Source organism: Brevibacterium luteolum, assembly GCF_025147615.1.
GTDB lineage: Bacteria > Actinomycetota > Actinomycetes > Actinomycetales > Brevibacteriaceae > Brevibacterium > Brevibacterium luteolum.
Genome location: NZ_JALXPM010000011.1, coordinates 1 through 14306, shown reverse-complemented (window position 1 = coordinate 14306; position 14306 = coordinate 1). Strand labels below are relative to the sequence as shown.

The window sequence follows — 14306 nt, the reverse complement described above, 5'->3', positions numbered from 1 at the left end:
AGCGAATGCCGCGGCAGGCGGCACCGGATCCCACTCCGCCGCTGATGCCCGCGCAGCCGCCGAAGCCGCCACCGCCGAGCAGGCCGCCCGCTCGGGTGTGACGATCAACGACCTGCACAAGTCCTACGGCGATGTCGAGGTGCTCAAGGGCATCAGCCTCACCGTCGCCCCCGGCGAGGTCGTCTGCCTCGTCGGCCCGAGCGGTTCGGGCAAGTCGACGCTGCTGCGCTGCATCAACGTGCTCGAGACCGCGAACTCCGGGCTGATCGACGTCGGCGGGTTCATCGCCACCGACCCCGACATCGACCTCGACGTCATGCGCCGGCACGTCGGCATGGTGTTCCAGGCCTTCAACCTGTTCCCCCACATGACCGCGATCGAGAACTGCTCGATCGCCCAGCGCAAGGTCCTGGGGCGCTCCCAGTCAGCCGCCAACGAGGTCTCGCGGGCGAGTCTGGAGAAGGTGGGCCTCGGCCACCTGGCCGACCGGTACCCCGACCAGCTCTCCGGCGGCCAGCAGCAGCGCGTGGCGATCGCGCGTGCCCTGTCGATGGAGCCCTCGCTCATGCTCTTCGACGAGCCGACCTCTGCGCTCGACCCCGAGACGGTCGGCGACGTCCTCGACGTCATGCGCAACCTCGCCGATGAGGGCATGACGATGATCGTCGTGACCCACGAGATGCACTTCGCCCGCGAGGTCGCTGACAAGGTCGTGTTCATGGACGGCGGCGTCGTCGTCGAAGAGGGGCCGGCCGCCGAGGTGATCGGCAACCCCCAGCACGAGCGCACCAAGTCCTTCCTCGCCCGCGTCCTGCACCCCGGCGGACTCGACGAGGACTAGGCCAGAACCGCCTCGGGAACGGGGCGACCGCCTCGGGAACGGGGCGACCGCCTCGGGAACGGGCCCGAGCGGAAGGCTCACCAGCACAGGAGACGACATGACACGCACACGGCACCTCACCTCCCTGACCGCACTGGCTGCCGCCGGTGTCCTGCTGCTCTCTGCCTGCGGCGGGGGCGGATCCGGCGAGGCCGACGGCGGCAACGAGTACCAGCTGGCCCAGGAGGGCAAGCTCATCATGTGCTCGACGCTGCCGTACGAGCCCTTCGAGTTCACCCGCGACGGGGAATCGGTGGGCTTCGACATCGACCTGGCGAAGAAGCTCGCCGAGCGGCTCGACCTGGAGTACGAGCTCGTCGACACCGGTTTCGAGGCGATCGAGTCGGCCTCGGTGCTCGATACGCAGCAGTGCGATATCTCGCTGGCGGGCATGACGATCACCGATGACCGGGCGACAAAGATGGACTTCACCGACGCCTACCTGCTCGACAACCTCGCGCTCATGGTGCGCAAGGACTCCGGTATCAAGTCGATCTCCGAGCTCAAGGGCAAGGAGGTCGGCGTCAAGCAGGCGACGACCGGTGAGAAGTACGCCCAGGAGCAGGGCGCGGAGACCGTGCAGTTCGAGGACAACACGATCATGATCCAGGCGATCAGTTCCGGGCAGGTCAACGCGATGGTCTCGAACGTGTCGATGATCTACTCCGCGGTGCAGACTGATGACAACCTGGAGCTCGTCGAAAGCTACGACACCAATGAGCAGCTCGGTGCTGCGGTCGTCAAGGGCAACGACAAGCTGGCCGGGGAGTTCAACGCGATGCTCGGTGAGATGTATGAGGACGGGTCGTATGACGAGCTCGTCGACGAGTGGTTCGGCGAGGTCGCCGATGCCGCGCGGATCCCGGAGGACCAGCGCGGCTGAAATCGACGTCCGCGATCTGCCCTATGCCCCGGGCCGAGGCTGGCTCGTCGTCTGCCGGAAGCCTCCGGGAGAAAGTTTGTAGAACTATTCATATGATCCGGCCCTCAGAATATGAACAGCTCTACAAACTTTGCGCGGTCAGGGGCGCGCAGGGGATTCTCTGGTCAGACTTTGGCCCCGTTTAGTGCTTCAAAGGGTCAAAGTGTGACCAGTATTCGCGGAGGCCCCGGCAGCGCCCGCCGGCCAATCCCAGCGATCAGGCGAACGCAGCGAGCACCTGACCGACGGCCAGACCGAGGAAGGTGCCTGCAAAGGCGCCGATGAGTGCGAAGAGCACACCGACCGGGACGAGCTGCCGGTTGAAGGCGCTCGCGACGACCGGTGCTGAGGCCACTCCCCCGATGTTGGCCGTCGAAGCCACGGCGATGCTGAACAGCTCGGTCTTCGTCGCCTTGGCGTACAGCACCATGAGCACGAGGTGGATCAGCACCACCATGACGCCGGCGAGCAGGTACAGCGGCGCCTCGACGAGCGAGGTGAAGTCCGATCCTGCGGCGATGACGCCGATGATGATGTAGAGCATGATCTGGGCGACTTCCGAAGACCCGGGCATCTTGCCCCAGCGGGTCGAGCCGATGATGAGGCCGAGGACGGACACGATGAGGATCGTCCACGTCGTCGAGGTCACGACGACGCCGATCTCCGGCAGCAGTCCGCCGATCCATGTCGCAGCAGCTGAGGCGAACAGGCCCAGGGCGAGCACCCGGAACAGAGAGACGAGGTCGAGAGTCTCCCCCGCCTCGGCGCCGGTGGCAGCGGGCGCACCGGTGGCAGCGGGCGCACCGGTCGAACGGGTGGCAGCGGGCGCGCCGGTGACGGCAGTCGCTGCGGCGGAGGAATGGACGTCGAGATAGGATGTGTCGGCTTTGGTCCAGGCGTTGAAGCGGTCGGAGACGGTGACCGAGGAGAACATCACGAGCAGCCACGCGGAGTAGATGATCGTGTCGACGATGAGCACGTGGCCGAAGACGTTCTCCGGAGCATCGAGGATCCCCTGAACGGCGACCATGTTGGCCGACCCGCCCGTCCACGAGGCGGCGAGCGCGGACAGGCCCTTCCACGCCTCGGGGTCGAGCAGGCCGCGGAAGACGAGGAATGTCAGCACGAAGCCGAGCAGGATCGACAGGGCCGAGGCCGCGTAGGTCAGCAGCAGCTTGGGGCCGAGCTTGATGATCTGGCGGATGTCGCACTGGAAGAGCAGGAGCATGATCATCGCCGGCAGGAGCGCGTCCTTGACCCCACCGCCGACGTCGGTGATCGAGTCGGATTCGCCGAAGACGCCGATGGTGTTGAGCAGCGCGGCGATGAGGTAGAGGAACACGAAGCCGGGCACGAATCTGAAGACACGCACCCCGCGGCGCTTCTCCAGGTAGACGAGGACGGCCGAGATGGTGATGAGCAGGCTGAGGAAGAGGAATCCGTCGGTGATCATGAGGGGCTCCGGTTGGGGATGTGAGGGGCGGGTGCTCGGTAAGCGAAACCGGAGCTGAGGAGCCGGCCGGCGTCACTGCCGAGTACCTGCCACGCTAGCAGGTGCGGGCATCTGACGCTGAGTGGAGCTGGGATGACCACGCGCAGTGCAGCCGCACAGTACATCCGCACAGCATTGCGGTTCGGATGTCACGTTTGTGCATCAGCCCACACATGAGCCGGGCAGAGAGAGTAACGTGGTTCGGGGATACGCCTGTGCTCACGGCGCTCCCCAGCGCGCCTGGCGGCCAGTCGCAGTCACTTTCGCTTCAGGAGATCCAATGTCAGATCAGGCCGGCCCGTCCGAGGCCGCCTCAGCGCGCGCCCCGTACATCGAGGTCGATGAGACCACCGCGCGCAAGGCCGCGACCGCCGCGCTCGTCGGCACGGCGATGGAGTGGTACGACTTCTTCCTCTTCACCACTGCGGCAGCCATCGTCTTCAACGTCCAGTACTTCCACTCCGAGGACCCGGCGATGGCCACCATCCAGTCGTTCGCCACCATGGGTGTCGGCTTCGTCGCTCGCCCGATCGGCGCTTTCGTCTTCGGCCACCTCGGCGACCGAATTGGCCGCAAGGCCGTCCTCATGATCACGATCATCGGCATCGGTGTGGCCACCGGACTCATCGGCCTGCTGCCGACGTACTTCCAGATCGGCATCTGGGCGCCGATCGCGCTCGTCGCTTTGCGCATCGTCCAGGGTCTGGCCGTCGGCGGCGAATGGGGTGGCGCGGTCACCGTCGCCGTCGAGAACGCCCCGCCGGCCAAGCGCGCCCGCTACGCCGTGTTCCCGCAGATAGGCTCCCCGATCGGCACGCTCATGTCCTCCGGTGGGTTCTTCCTCATGGCGGTCATCGTGCCCTCCCAGGCCTTCGACGCCTGGGGCTGGCGGATCCCGTTCCTCGCCGCGATCCCGCTGCTGCTCGTCGCCGTCTACATCCGCAAGCAGCTGGAGGAATCCCCGATCTTCCGCGAGCTCGAAGAGGCCGGTGAGAAGGAGTCCGCCCCGGTCCTCGAACTGTTCCGCAAGTCGTTCCCGCAGGTGCTCGTCGGGATGGGCGCGAACTTCCTCGGCGTCGGCGGGTTCTTCCTCGTCACCACCTTTGTTGTCTCCTACGGCACCGGCGTGCTCGGCATGACCAAGCCGCTCATGCTCGGCGCAACCCTGGCTGCCGCTGCCATCGAGATCGTCGTGCTCATCTACTTCGGCCGCCTGGCCGAGCGCCTCGGTGTCTCCCGCGTGGCGGTCATCGGCAGTGTCGCGACGATTGTCATCGCCTTCCCGATCTTCCTCATGATCGAATCGACCGTCCCCGTGCTCGTGATCCTCGGCGTCACCATCGGCGTGGCCTGCCTGTCGATCCCATACGCCGTCAACGGTGCGCTGACCACCGCACTGTTCCCGCCCTCGCACCGCTTGTCCGGTGTGGCGATCTCAGCGAACCTCTCAGCGATGGTCTCAGGTTTCGTGCCGATGCTCGCCACGATGTTCCTCGCCGCGACCGACAACGCCTGGTGGCCGGCCCCGGCGATGCTTGCCGTCATCGCCGCGATCACCGGCATCTGCTCGCTCATCGCCCCGCGGGTCTCCGAGGACATCCCCGGTTACCTGCGCTGAGTACTGCCGCTCCCGAGGCCGGGGTCGCCTTCCGGCAGCCCCCGCCTCGGCGCGTGGAGAGGAGACGCACCGATGTCAGAAGAACTTCAGTCCTGGCACTTCGGGATGACCGAAGACGAGGCGAACACGCTGCTGGCTCTCGTGCTCGACGGTCGCAAGACGGCGACGTCGAGCAGTCTGCGCGCCTACGAGATCGAAGACGAACCGCTGCCGGAGCCGGGCCAGCGGAGCATCATCACCGATTGGGCCGGAACCCCGGGCTGCATCGTCGAGATCACCGATGTGCAGGTGATCCCCTTCGACGAGCTGACCTTCGACCTCGTCCAGCTCAAGGGCGAAGACGACGACCTTGATTCGTGGCAGGCCGAGCACCGGCGGTTCTTCACCGCCGAAGCCGCCGAGTTCGGCTACACGTTCAGCCCGGATATGCCGGTCGTGTTCGAGCGGTCCCGGGTTGTCGAAGTCCTCCAGCACGTGTGAGAGCTGGCAGAACAAAGCCCCGCGGTGCCTAACTGACCGAAGCCAGACAGAGGGCGGTTGCCGCGGGGCGATGCTTCTAGAATAGCAGATACGGCCAATAACGCGCCCTTGCTCGATGCCGCGCAAGCGGCACGGTGGCTAAGCGAGCCACGGTACCGCCGCTACCTCGACGTAGCAGGTGGAGACCACTGTTTGGCGATGGAGACATACCTATGGAACTCGCAAGTCGCAGCCGCCGGAATCGTTGATGTAGGACATCTTGAAGTCGCGTTGCGCAACGCCTACGACCGCGAACTCACGCGGAGATTTCCGGACTGGACCGTTGACCCGCAATCGTCGCTGTTCCACCTGGAACAGGGCGTTCAGCGTGCTCGCGCTCAGCAGCGCCGCCGCAATATTGCAAGCCAGGCGCGGATCACTGACGCCAAGCGGGGCCTGAGCTCTGCACCAACGCATGCGGAGGTCGTGGCCGCTCTAACGTTCGGGTTCTGGTCAAGCCTGACCCTAGGTGAGCGAACGCCGACGCTGTGGAATCCGATGCTGCACCGAGCGTTTCCCAAGGGCACCAAACGAGCGAGGGTGCACGACCTCGTCGCTCGCGTGGTGAAATTCCGCAACAGACTAGCGCACAATGAGCCCGTATTCTCGACTCGCACTGGTTTGGGAGATCGTCTGGTCGAGGTCAAGACACTGTTCGAGTTGATCGACCCAGATGCGTACGCCTACGTCGCCGAGCACTCGAACCTCGACGCTGCGATCTCCGAATGTCCGATACCTGGGTTGACGACCGCCACTGGTTTGCGTTGAGCACCGCGCCGCCCGCCTGCACGCGGGTGGGAATCTGTGATTGAGTGTTGCTATGACGCGCATCACCTCCACTGCTGACTCCTCCCCTGCCGCCTCCGCACAGGACTCCGCCGCCGGCTCCGATACCCCTGCCTCCCGTTCGGCTGGGCACCTCATCGTCGCCCAGCTCGAAACCGAGGGCGTCGAGCGCATTTACTGCGTGCCCGGCGAGTCCTACCTCAACGTGCTCGACGGCCTGCACGATTCGGCCATCCGCACGATCACCTGCCGGCAGGAGGCAGGCGCTGGGTTCATGGCGCTGGCCGAGGGCCGGATGACCGGCCGGCCGGGCATCGCAATGGTCACCCGCGGGCCGGGCGCGGCCAATGTCATGATCGCTGCGCACACCGCCTACCAGGACGCCACCCCACTCGTCATCTTCGCCGGCCTCATCCCCACCGACCACCGCGGCCGCGAAGCCTTCCAGGAGTTCGATCTGGCCGGCTGGTTCGGAACGACCGTGAAGAAGGCCCTCATCCTCGACGACCCGGACAGCGCCGCTGCCATCGTCGCCGATGCGATGCACACCGCCGCCTCCGGCCGGCCCGGCCCGGTCATCGTCGGCCTGCCCGAGGACCCGCAGCTCATCACCACCCAGGCGGCCACCGTCACCCCGCGTCCCGTTCCCGAGGTGGTGCCTATCGCCGCACAGATCGCCTCGGTGGCCGAGGCGGTCGCCAAAGCCCGCCGCCCGGTGCTCATCGTCGGCGGCGAACGCTGGGATGAGCAGTCCTCCCGCACCGTCGCCGATTGGGCGGCCGGGCTCGGGATGGGCATCATCGCCGACTTCCGCGCCTATGACGGCATCGACCATGATGAACCGCACTACCTCGGTGCGCTCGGCTTCGGCTCGGCACCCCTGACCCGCAAGGCCTTCGACGAGGCCGACCTGCACGTCTACCTCGGCTGCCAGCGCACCGATGTCTCGACTAACTCGTACTCGATCGGCTGCAGCCCTGAGCACACGATCGTCATCAGCCCTGATCCGGATCTGCATGCGCACTTCGGGCCGGTCAATGAGCAGATCATCGCGACCACCCGCGGCTTCGCCCAAGCACTCACGAGCACCGACGCAACCACCAGCACTGACGCAACGACCGGCACCGAGGCGACCACCGCCTCGGGAACGGAGACGAACCTGCCCGACTGGGTCACCGAGACCCGGCAGCGGTTCCAGCAGTGGCGCGAGATCCCAGCACCGACTGGTGATGAGGACCCGGCCTATGTTGATATGGATACCGCCTTCGGCGAGGTGCGCCGCCTGCTGCCGGATGATGCGATCATCACGTATGGGGCGGGCAACTACTCCGGCTGGGCCTCGCGCTACCTGCCGGTGCACAGCTTCCCGTCAGTGCTCGGCCCGCGCAACGGGGCGATGGGCTTCGGGATGCCGGCGGCGGTGGCGGCTGCGCTCGTGTGCCCGGACCGCCCGGTGCTCGCCGTCGCCGGCGACGGCTGCTTCCTCATGAACGGCCAGGAGTTCGCCACCGCGGTCGCCCATAACCTGAATATCACCGTCATCATCAACGACAACAGCGTCTACGGCACGATCGTCGGCCACCAGGAGCGCGACTATCCCGGCCGGCCGGAGGGCACTGGGCTGAAGAACCCGGACTTCGCCGCCTACGCCAACGCCTTCGGCGGGGCCGGATTCAGCGTCACCCGCACCGCGGACTTCGGCGCCGCCTTCGAGGCCGCACTCGCCCATCCCGGGCCGGCGCTCGTGCATGTGCGCACTGACCCGGCGATCCGCTTCACCCGCAGCTGAGAAGCTCAGAAGGAGATCCGAGATGCGACTCGACACGATCATCCGCAACGCCCGCATCCACACGATGGCAGCTGACCGGGCTGGCGGGCAGCCCGGTGATGCCCCGCCCGCGCCCGAGGCGGTGGGGATCGCCGGTGGCCGGATCGTCGCCTTCGATGATGAGCTGGAGGGCTCGTACGCCTCGGCCGGCGAGGTCGTCGATGCCGCCGAGCTGACCGGCAGCGCAGGTGGTGGCGTCCGTGGAGGCGGTCGAGGCAGCAGCGGCGCAGACGGTGATGACGGCGCGGGTGTGCCGACGGTGGTTCCCGGGTTCATCGACGCGCACTGTCACACGACGTGGTTCGGGCTGACGCTTGCCAGTGTCGATGTCGAGAACTGCCCCGGCGGGCTCGACGAGGTCTACGACCGCCTGGCCGCCGCAGCAGCGCAGCTGCCTGACGGTGAGTGGGTTCAGGCGACCGGGTACTCCCACCACGACTATGCCGGCAGCTATCCGGACATCGCGGTGCTCGACCGGATCACCGGTGGCCGGCCGCTGTTCATGCGGCAGGTCAGCGGCCATTCGGCGATCGTCAACACCGCCGCCCTGCGTGCTGCCGGAATGCTCGAACCCGGCTACACGGATCCGCCCGGCGGCAAGGTCGTCCGTGACGCATCCGGCCGCCCGACCGGACTGGTCGAGGAGACCGCGCAGACGCAGGTGCAGGATCTCATCCGGCCGTATTCGGTTGAGACGATCGTCCACGCCCTCGACCTGGCCACCGCCCACTACGCGAAGGAGGGGATCACGAGCTTCGGTGAGGCTGGGATCGCCGCCGGCTGGATCGGCCACTCCCCCTTAGAGGTCTTCGCCTATCAGCAGGCCCGCCAGGCGGGGCTGCTGCGCGCCCGCGCCCAGCTCATGCCCGTCATCGATGCCCTCCATGCTGTCAGCGGACATGCCGCCGACAGTCCGGAGCTCGGCCTCGACTTAGGGATGGTGACCGGGTTCGGCGATGACGAGATCCGCCTCGGCCCGGTCAAGATCTTTATGGACGGGGCGCTGTCAGGCCGGACGGCGGCGCTGAATGACCCCTATGTCGGCCAGTCCGATGCCGGGTACCTGCAGGAGGACCCCGAGGTGCTGCGCGCCCAGACGCTGGCGGCCTACCGGTCGGGTTGGTCGCTGGCCGTCCACGCGATCGGCGACCGGGCGGTCGATGAGGCGATCGCCAACATCACCGCAGCCGTCGATGAATGCGGGAAGCCGGCGTTTCCCAACCGGATCGAACACGCCGGTATGATCCGCACCGAGCAGCTGTCGGTGCTTGCCGAATACGGGATCGCGGTGACCCCGCAGGCGGCGTTCTTCGACAACATCGGTGACGGGATGCTCGCAGCGATCGGGACCGAACGCGCCCACCTGCTCTACCGCGGCCGCTCGTTCCTCGACGCCGGGGTGATGCTGGCCGGCAGCTCGGATCGGCCGTGCGCGGAGGGCAATGTGCTGCGCGGCATGCAGCTGTTCATGACTCGCCTGACCCGCTCCGGCCGCCTGTCGGGACCCGGTCACGAGCGTCTGTCCGCCTCCGAGGCGCTGGCGGCCTACACCTCGGACGCGGCTGCCGCGATGGGCATGACCGGCGCACATGCCAGCCAGGCCGGCCAGCTGGTCCGCGGGGCGCTGGCCGATATCGTCATCCTCACCGGCGACCCGCTCACCACCGCACCTGAGGCGGTGACCGAGCTGGACGTGCAGGCGACGATGCGCGGCGGGCAGTGGACGCACCGGTGAACCGGCCGGCACTCCAGCGTCTTCCCAGCGCGTGAGTCGCTGGCGGCTACAGTGGCACCCATGGGCTATCAGACACTGCGTCGGGAGGCGCATGCCGAGATCGAGATCAAGCGCTCGCGCTTCATCGCCCGCGTCGTTCCAGTCGAGACCGAGGAGGCCGCCCGTGCGGTCATTGAGGAGCAGCGGGCTGCGCATCCGAAGGCTCGCCATCACTGCACGGCCTTCATCCTCGATGCCGATGGGCGCACACAGCGCTTCAACGACGACGGCGAGCCGGCCGGTACGGCCGGTGCCCCGATCCTGGAGGTGCTCACCGGCCATGAGCTGACGTATGTGGTGGCGGTGGTGACCCGGTACTTCGGCGGCACGCTGCTGGGCGCCGGCGGGCTCGTGCGCGCCTACGGCGGGGCGGTCTCCGCGGCACTCGAGGACGCGCAGGTGGTGACCCGTACGCTGCTGACCCCGGTGACGGTTGAGTTGAACTATGCCACGGCGGCTGCCGCCCAGCGGCAGGCCCAGCAGGCCGGATGGGAGGTCATCGACAGCGACTACAGTGCCAGCGTGCGGCATGTCTTCGCGGTGCCAGCTGACGAGGTGGAAGCGTGTGCAGCGATGCTCGCTGACGTCTCGGCAGGACTCGCCGCTCCCGAGGTGGGGGATCCGGTCTATCGCTAGGCCGGCTGCAGTGCCGGATCGGTTGGTGTCACTGCGCCGGCTGGTCGGTGCTCGGCTGGGAGCAATGCCGGTGGGGATCAGTGCCCGTCTGGGACCGGTGTTCGGCTGGGATCGGTGCGTCGTCAGTCGAGGCTGGCGATACGGGCGACCTGTGCATTGGTGAGCATGACGAGGTCATCGGGACGCAGTTCGATCTCCAAGCCGCGGCGGCCGGCTGAGACGTAGACGGTGGAGAAGTCCTGAGCGGAAAGATCCATGACCACCGGCGAGGAGTTGCGCTGGCCGAAGGGGCTGACGCCGCCGATCATGTAGCCGGTGCGGCGCTCGGTTTCGGCGATGCCGGTCAGCTGAGCTTTCTTGCCGCCGCACACGCCGGCGATCGCCTTGAGATCAAGCTGTCCGGAGACGGGCACAAGTGCGACGACTGGTTCCTGATCGACGTGGATCATGAGCGTTTTGAGGATTCTGCCGGATTCGACGCCGAGCTTCTCTGAGGCTTCGGTGCCGTAGCGGCGGCGGGCCGGATCGTGGTCGAACTCATGAACCGAGTAATCGATGCCGGCGAGGTTGAGCACGCGCAGGGCGGGGGTAGCCGCGGCGTGTGATCGAGCTGCAATCGACATGGGTGTTCGCTGCCTCCTGCCTGCCGGGTCAGTCGGGGACCTGACGGTTCGGCGGGCCGGTGTGTAGGTGCTGATCGGACGGGTGGACGACTGCTACTTTAAATGACCGATCAGTCCGATGACCAATTTTTTGTCCGTGCTCGACAATCCGGCAGGAGATGACGGGCGGATCCAGAAGCGTTTTTGTCAGCCCCAGCCGAGTTCGTGGAGGCGTTGGTCATCAATGCCGTGATGGTGGGCGATCTCGTGGACGATCGTGGTGAGGATCTCCTCCCGCAGCCGTTCGGCTGTGCGGGAGAACTCGATGAGGTTGATGCGGTAGAGGAAGATGACGTCTGGGGGCACAAAAGCCCACGGGTCGCCGCGCTCGGTCAGCGGGATGCCGTCGTAGACACCGAGGATGTCCGGCTCCTCCGGCGGGGGCTCGTCCTCGGCGAAGAGGACGACATTGTCCATGTAGTCGAGCACACCTTCCGGCAGCTCGACCATCACCTCGTCGACGAGGTCGTCGAAGATCGCGTACAGCGCCTCGAAGGTCGCATCGTCGATCGGCTCGAGCGGCTCGTGCTCGCCGGGACCCGCATGATCAGGGTGACCGCATGTCATGGCCTCAGTCTACTGAGGCACCTCAGTCCACTGAGGCGAGCCGACTGGCAGGCGGAGTGAGCACGGGGGCGCGGACCACCTCGGGCGCGGTGAGCGAGGTCACAGGGAAAGCCCGCCGACCCGTTTTGCAAATCCACCAAGCGGTGCGCTAAGCTATCGGAGGTTCATGCGCCGGGCAACCGGAGCTGACAGCCTCATCGGGAGACTGATGCGGGAGGCCCCCATCGTCTAGTGGCCTAGGACACCGCCCTTTCACGGCGGCGACACGGGTTCGAATCCCGTTGGGGGTACGTGTAGGATGGAGTTCGCCCCATCCGGCACACAAATGAATATGGCCCTGTGGCGCAGTTGGTTAGCGCGCCGCCCTGTCACGGCGGAGGTCGCGGGTTCGAGTCCCGTCAGGGTCGCGGAGCATTCGGCTCTTCTGTTTCAGAAGAGCCTTTGTTCTATCAGCAGACAGGCGAGCTGCACTCGCTGTCAGCGGATCTGGCTCTGTAGCTCAGTTGGTAGAGCGTTCGACTGAAAATCGAAAGGTCACCGGATCGACGCCGGTCGGAGCCACAGTCACGAAGGCCCTCGCATATCATGCGGGGGCCTTCGTGCATCCCCTGGGCAGCCCGTCCGGCGGTGAGCCCGGAAATCACCAAGAACCCAGGCCCGTGGCAGGGTGAGGAGAAGGACATGTGGAGGCCGACTGAGCAGGAGCAACTGTGGTTCCACGGTGCAAACCTGCATCAGCCCCGGCACAACTCGCTGTACCTGTCGCTGCAGCTCAAGGCCCGTTACGATGGCACCGAGGCGCCCGACTATCAGTTGCAGGAGGTGCACCGCCGTGCCTAGGCCATCAGCGAAAGATCGCCGCCTCACCGTCGATGGCGAGCAGTTCCGCATCCGGCAGACAGGTCGCACAGAGTACTACTACGACTGGCTCACCGGACCCAACCCGGACTACGGCTTCGCAGGCGGGACCTATCCGCCCAGCGAGCTGACCGACGACGACCATGTCGAGGCGATCCGTGACTTCCTCGCCGACATCGACCCTGAGACCGGCTACCTCTCAGACGGTTGAGGCCCCGGCTACCTCTCAGACTCCTGAGGCCCCGGCCACCACCGCAGGGTCGGTCACGATCCGGCGCAGCACCTCGGTGAGGTGGTCGAGGCCTGAGAGCAGATCCTCGTCCTTGGTGAACTCGTTGAGATTGTGCGAGATCCCCTCGACGCTCGGCACGAACAGCATCACCGTCGGCACGAGGTCCTTCATATTCGTCGAGTCGTGCCCAGCGACGGTGAGCACCTCGCCGTGGGACAGCCCCAGCGCCTCGGCGACGGAACGCGCGAGAGCAGTGCCCTGCGGCTGGTACGGGTTCTGGTCCCAGGCGTGCTCGTGGACGATGTCGATCTCGACACCGACGCTCTCCTCCACCTCGGCCATGGTCGCCTGCAGCTTCTTCGCCGCACTGTCGATGACCTCCATGCTCGGTGAGCGCAGGTCGAGCAGGATGCGGGCCTCGCTGGCGACGACGACCGGGGAGTTCGGGTAGACGGTGATCTCACCGACGGCGGTGTGCAGCGCACCCTCGTTGTAGTCGTCGACGAGCTCGCGTGCGGCGACGATGAGCTTGGCCGCCCCGAGCAGCGCATCGCGCCGATCGGCCATGAGCGCCGAGCCGGAGTGCGCCTGCTCGCCGCGGATGCGCAGCTCGTACTTATGCGCGGCCCACGTCGCGGAGACAAGGCCGATCGTCACGCCGTCCTCGTCCATGCTGCGGCCCTGTTCGACGTGGATCTCGGCATAGGCGGCCAGGTCGAGTTCAACTGGTCCATCGCCGCGCTCGCCGATCGCATCGAGGGCCTCGCGAACAGTCACTCCCTGCTTGTCACGAGTCTCAAGCGCCTCGTCGAGCCCGAGCTTGCCAGTGAACACGCCTGAGCCCATCATCGAGGGCTTGAACCGGCTGCCCTCCTCGTTGAACCAATTGACAACGGCGATGTTGCAGGCCGCCTCCCCGGGATTGGCGGCGAAGTGCTCGCCGAGCCGGAACGCCGCATGCGCTGAGGCCATGACGCCGTAGGCTCCGTCGAAGCGGCCGGCGGTCGGCTGCGAGTCCATGTGCGAGCCGGTGAGCACATAGGGCGCACCTGGAACGAGTTCGAGCAGCCCGAACTGGTTGCCGATCTCATCGCGGAGCACCGTCATCCCGTGCTTCTGCATGAGACTGGCGAACCAGCGGCGCTGCTGGCCATCGGGCTCGGTGGCTGCCTGCCGGTCGACTCCGTGGGTGCCGGGCACCGCGCCGAAGGTGGTGTGGACGTCCCAGTCGGCGAGGAAGGCGTCGTCGCGCGTAGTGTCCTGGCTCATATGTGGTCTCCGTTCTGCTGTGCGGCGTTCTCGTCCGTTCCCGAGGCGCGGCTCGCGTCCGGCATCTGGCCGGAGGGTCCCCGCAGGGCCGGGTTGGCGACGTTGCAGCCATGAGCGCGAAGTCCAGGCGGGCCAGGCGGCTGCGGGGTGGCCGCTGCGGATACGCCGCTCCTTGTGTTCCACGATAGTCGCGAAAGGTCCGCTGTCGTCACCGGGTCCGCAGCGTCGTCTGCCGAGCGCGCGGCTGAGGCACTCCTTCGGCA

General features: G+C 66.7%; 14 protein-coding genes and 3 tRNA genes. 13 read left to right on the top strand and 4 right to left on the bottom strand.

Annotated elements, in window-relative coordinates; translation table 11 throughout:
• The first annotated feature begins 97 nt into the window (after positions 1-97).
• Together M3C25_RS04370 and M3C25_RS04365 are read left to right on the top strand one after the other, a co-directional pair.
• Entirely contained in the window at positions 98-841 is a 744-nt protein-coding gene (locus M3C25_RS04370) for an amino acid ABC transporter ATP-binding protein (protein WP_102162159.1), read from the top strand.
• A 97-nt stretch (positions 842-938) separates the two neighbouring features.
• The gene (locus M3C25_RS04365) at positions 939-1763 is read left to right on the top strand and encodes an ABC transporter substrate-binding protein (protein ID WP_259855169.1); all 825 of its coding nucleotides are present in this window, start codon (positions 939-941) and stop codon (positions 1761-1763) included.
• A 256-nt stretch (positions 1764-2019) separates the two neighbouring features.
• On the opposite strand, the gene M3C25_RS04360 is transcribed toward M3C25_RS04365, so the two are convergent.
• Entirely contained in the window at positions 2020-3255 is a 1236-nt protein-coding gene (locus M3C25_RS04360) for a DUF819 family protein (RefSeq protein ID WP_259855168.1), read from the bottom strand.
• A gap of 319 nt (positions 3256-3574) precedes the next feature.
• On the opposite strand from M3C25_RS04360, the gene M3C25_RS04355 reads away from it, so the two are divergent.
• From M3C25_RS04355 to M3C25_RS04330, 6 genes are all read left to right on the top strand, one after another.
• On the top strand, positions 3575-4912 hold the full coding sequence (locus M3C25_RS04355) for an MFS transporter (RefSeq protein ID WP_259855167.1): 1338 nt from the start codon (positions 3575-3577) through the stop codon (positions 4910-4912).
• Between the two features lie 72 nt (positions 4913-4984).
• Positions 4985-5392 carry an ASCH domain-containing protein gene (locus tag M3C25_RS04350; RefSeq protein ID WP_259794713.1) on the top strand — a complete coding sequence of 136 codons (408 nt, stop codon included), beginning with the start codon at positions 4985-4987 and terminating at the stop codon, positions 5390-5392.
• Between the two features lie 192 nt (positions 5393-5584).
• On the top strand, positions 5585-6199 hold the full coding sequence (locus M3C25_RS04345; protein ID WP_259855166.1) for a hypothetical protein: 615 nt from the start codon (positions 5585-5587) through the stop codon (positions 6197-6199).
• Between the two features lie 52 nt (positions 6200-6251).
• On the top strand, positions 6252-8006 hold the full coding sequence (locus M3C25_RS04340) for a thiamine pyrophosphate-dependent enzyme (protein WP_259855165.1): 1755 nt from the start codon (positions 6252-6254) through the stop codon (positions 8004-8006).
• 22 nt (positions 8007-8028) lie between these two features.
• Entirely contained in the window at positions 8029-9780 is a 1752-nt protein-coding gene (locus tag M3C25_RS04335) for an amidohydrolase (protein ID WP_259855164.1), read from the top strand.
• A 60-nt stretch (positions 9781-9840) separates the two neighbouring features.
• Positions 9841-10455: a YigZ family protein gene (locus tag M3C25_RS04330; protein ID WP_102162083.1), complete on the top strand. Its 615-nt coding sequence runs from the start codon at positions 9841-9843 to the stop codon at positions 10453-10455.
• A 122-nt stretch (positions 10456-10577) separates the two neighbouring features.
• On the opposite strand, the gene ybaK is transcribed toward M3C25_RS04330, so the two are convergent.
• Together ybaK and M3C25_RS04320 are read right to left on the bottom strand one after the other, a co-directional pair.
• The gene (ybaK, locus tag M3C25_RS04325; RefSeq protein WP_102162084.1) at positions 10578-11078 is read right to left on the bottom strand and encodes a Cys-tRNA(Pro) deacylase; all 501 of its coding nucleotides are present in this window, start codon (positions 11076-11078) and stop codon (positions 10578-10580) included.
• A gap of 186 nt (positions 11079-11264) precedes the next feature.
• Positions 11265-11684 (bottom strand): metallopeptidase family protein, encoded by a 420-nt coding sequence (locus M3C25_RS04320; RefSeq protein ID WP_102162085.1) that lies wholly within the window; start codon positions 11682-11684, stop codon positions 11265-11267.
• Positions 11685-11901: 217 nt separating this feature from the next.
• Here M3C25_RS04320 and M3C25_RS04315 point away from each other — a divergent pair.
• From M3C25_RS04315 to M3C25_RS04295, 5 genes are all read left to right on the top strand, one after another.
• Positions 11902-11974, top strand: a tRNA-Glu gene (locus M3C25_RS04315).
• A 43-nt stretch (positions 11975-12017) separates the two neighbouring features.
• Positions 12018-12091, top strand: a tRNA-Asp gene (locus M3C25_RS04310).
• A gap of 81 nt (positions 12092-12172) precedes the next feature.
• Positions 12173-12245 (top strand) — tRNA-Phe (locus tag M3C25_RS04305).
• Positions 12246-12365: 120 nt separating this feature from the next.
• On the top strand, positions 12366-12524 hold the full coding sequence (locus M3C25_RS04300) for a hypothetical protein (RefSeq protein WP_217006196.1): 159 nt from the start codon (positions 12366-12368) through the stop codon (positions 12522-12524).
• Complete coding sequence (locus M3C25_RS04295) at positions 12517-12753, top strand: hypothetical protein (protein WP_217006194.1); 237 nt, start codon at positions 12517-12519, stop codon at positions 12751-12753. Before M3C25_RS04300 ends, M3C25_RS04295 begins: the two co-directional genes overlap by 8 nt.
• Before the next feature lie 15 nt (positions 12754-12768).
• Here the strand turns inward: M3C25_RS04295 and M3C25_RS04290 are convergent, their stop codons facing one another.
• A complete protein-coding gene (locus M3C25_RS04290; RefSeq protein WP_259855163.1) occupies positions 12769-14043 on the bottom strand; it encodes a M20 family metallo-hydrolase in 1275 nt (424 codons plus the stop codon).
• Positions 14044-14306 lie beyond the last annotated feature (263 nt).

What these genes read in the sequence shown, in the direction of transcription:
- M3C25_RS04355 (WP_259855167.1), top strand. Translation starts at nt 3,575, where the DNA reads ATGTCAGATCAGGCCGGCCCGTCCGAGGCCGCCTCAGCGCGCGCCCCG.
- M3C25_RS04330 (WP_102162083.1), top strand. Translation starts at nt 9,841, where the DNA reads ATGGGCTATCAGACACTGCGTCGGGAGGCGCATGCCGAGATCGAGATC.
- M3C25_RS04350 (WP_259794713.1), top strand. Translation starts at nt 4,985, where the DNA reads ATGTCAGAAGAACTTCAGTCCTGGCACTTCGGGATGACCGAAGACGAG.
- M3C25_RS04340 (WP_259855165.1), top strand. Translation starts at nt 6,252, where the DNA reads ATGACGCGCATCACCTCCACTGCTGACTCCTCCCCTGCCGCCTCCGCA.
- M3C25_RS04360 (WP_259855168.1), bottom strand. Translation starts at nt 3,255, where the DNA reads ATGATCACCGACGGATTCCTCTTCCTCAGCCTGCTCATCACCATCTCG.
- M3C25_RS04300 (WP_217006196.1), top strand. Translation starts at nt 12,366, where the DNA reads ATGTGGAGGCCGACTGAGCAGGAGCAACTGTGGTTCCACGGTGCAAAC.
- M3C25_RS04365 (WP_259855169.1), top strand. Translation starts at nt 939, where the DNA reads ATGACACGCACACGGCACCTCACCTCCCTGACCGCACTGGCTGCCGCC.
- M3C25_RS04290 (WP_259855163.1), bottom strand. Translation starts at nt 14,043, where the DNA reads ATGAGCCAGGACACTACGCGCGACGACGCCTTCCTCGCCGACTGGGAC.
- M3C25_RS04320 (WP_102162085.1), bottom strand. Translation starts at nt 11,684, where the DNA reads ATGACATGCGGTCACCCTGATCATGCGGGTCCCGGCGAGCACGAGCCG.
- M3C25_RS04335 (WP_259855164.1), top strand. Translation starts at nt 8,029, where the DNA reads ATGCGACTCGACACGATCATCCGCAACGCCCGCATCCACACGATGGCA.
- ybaK (WP_102162084.1), bottom strand. Translation starts at nt 11,078, where the DNA reads ATGTCGATTGCAGCTCGATCACACGCCGCGGCTACCCCCGCCCTGCGC.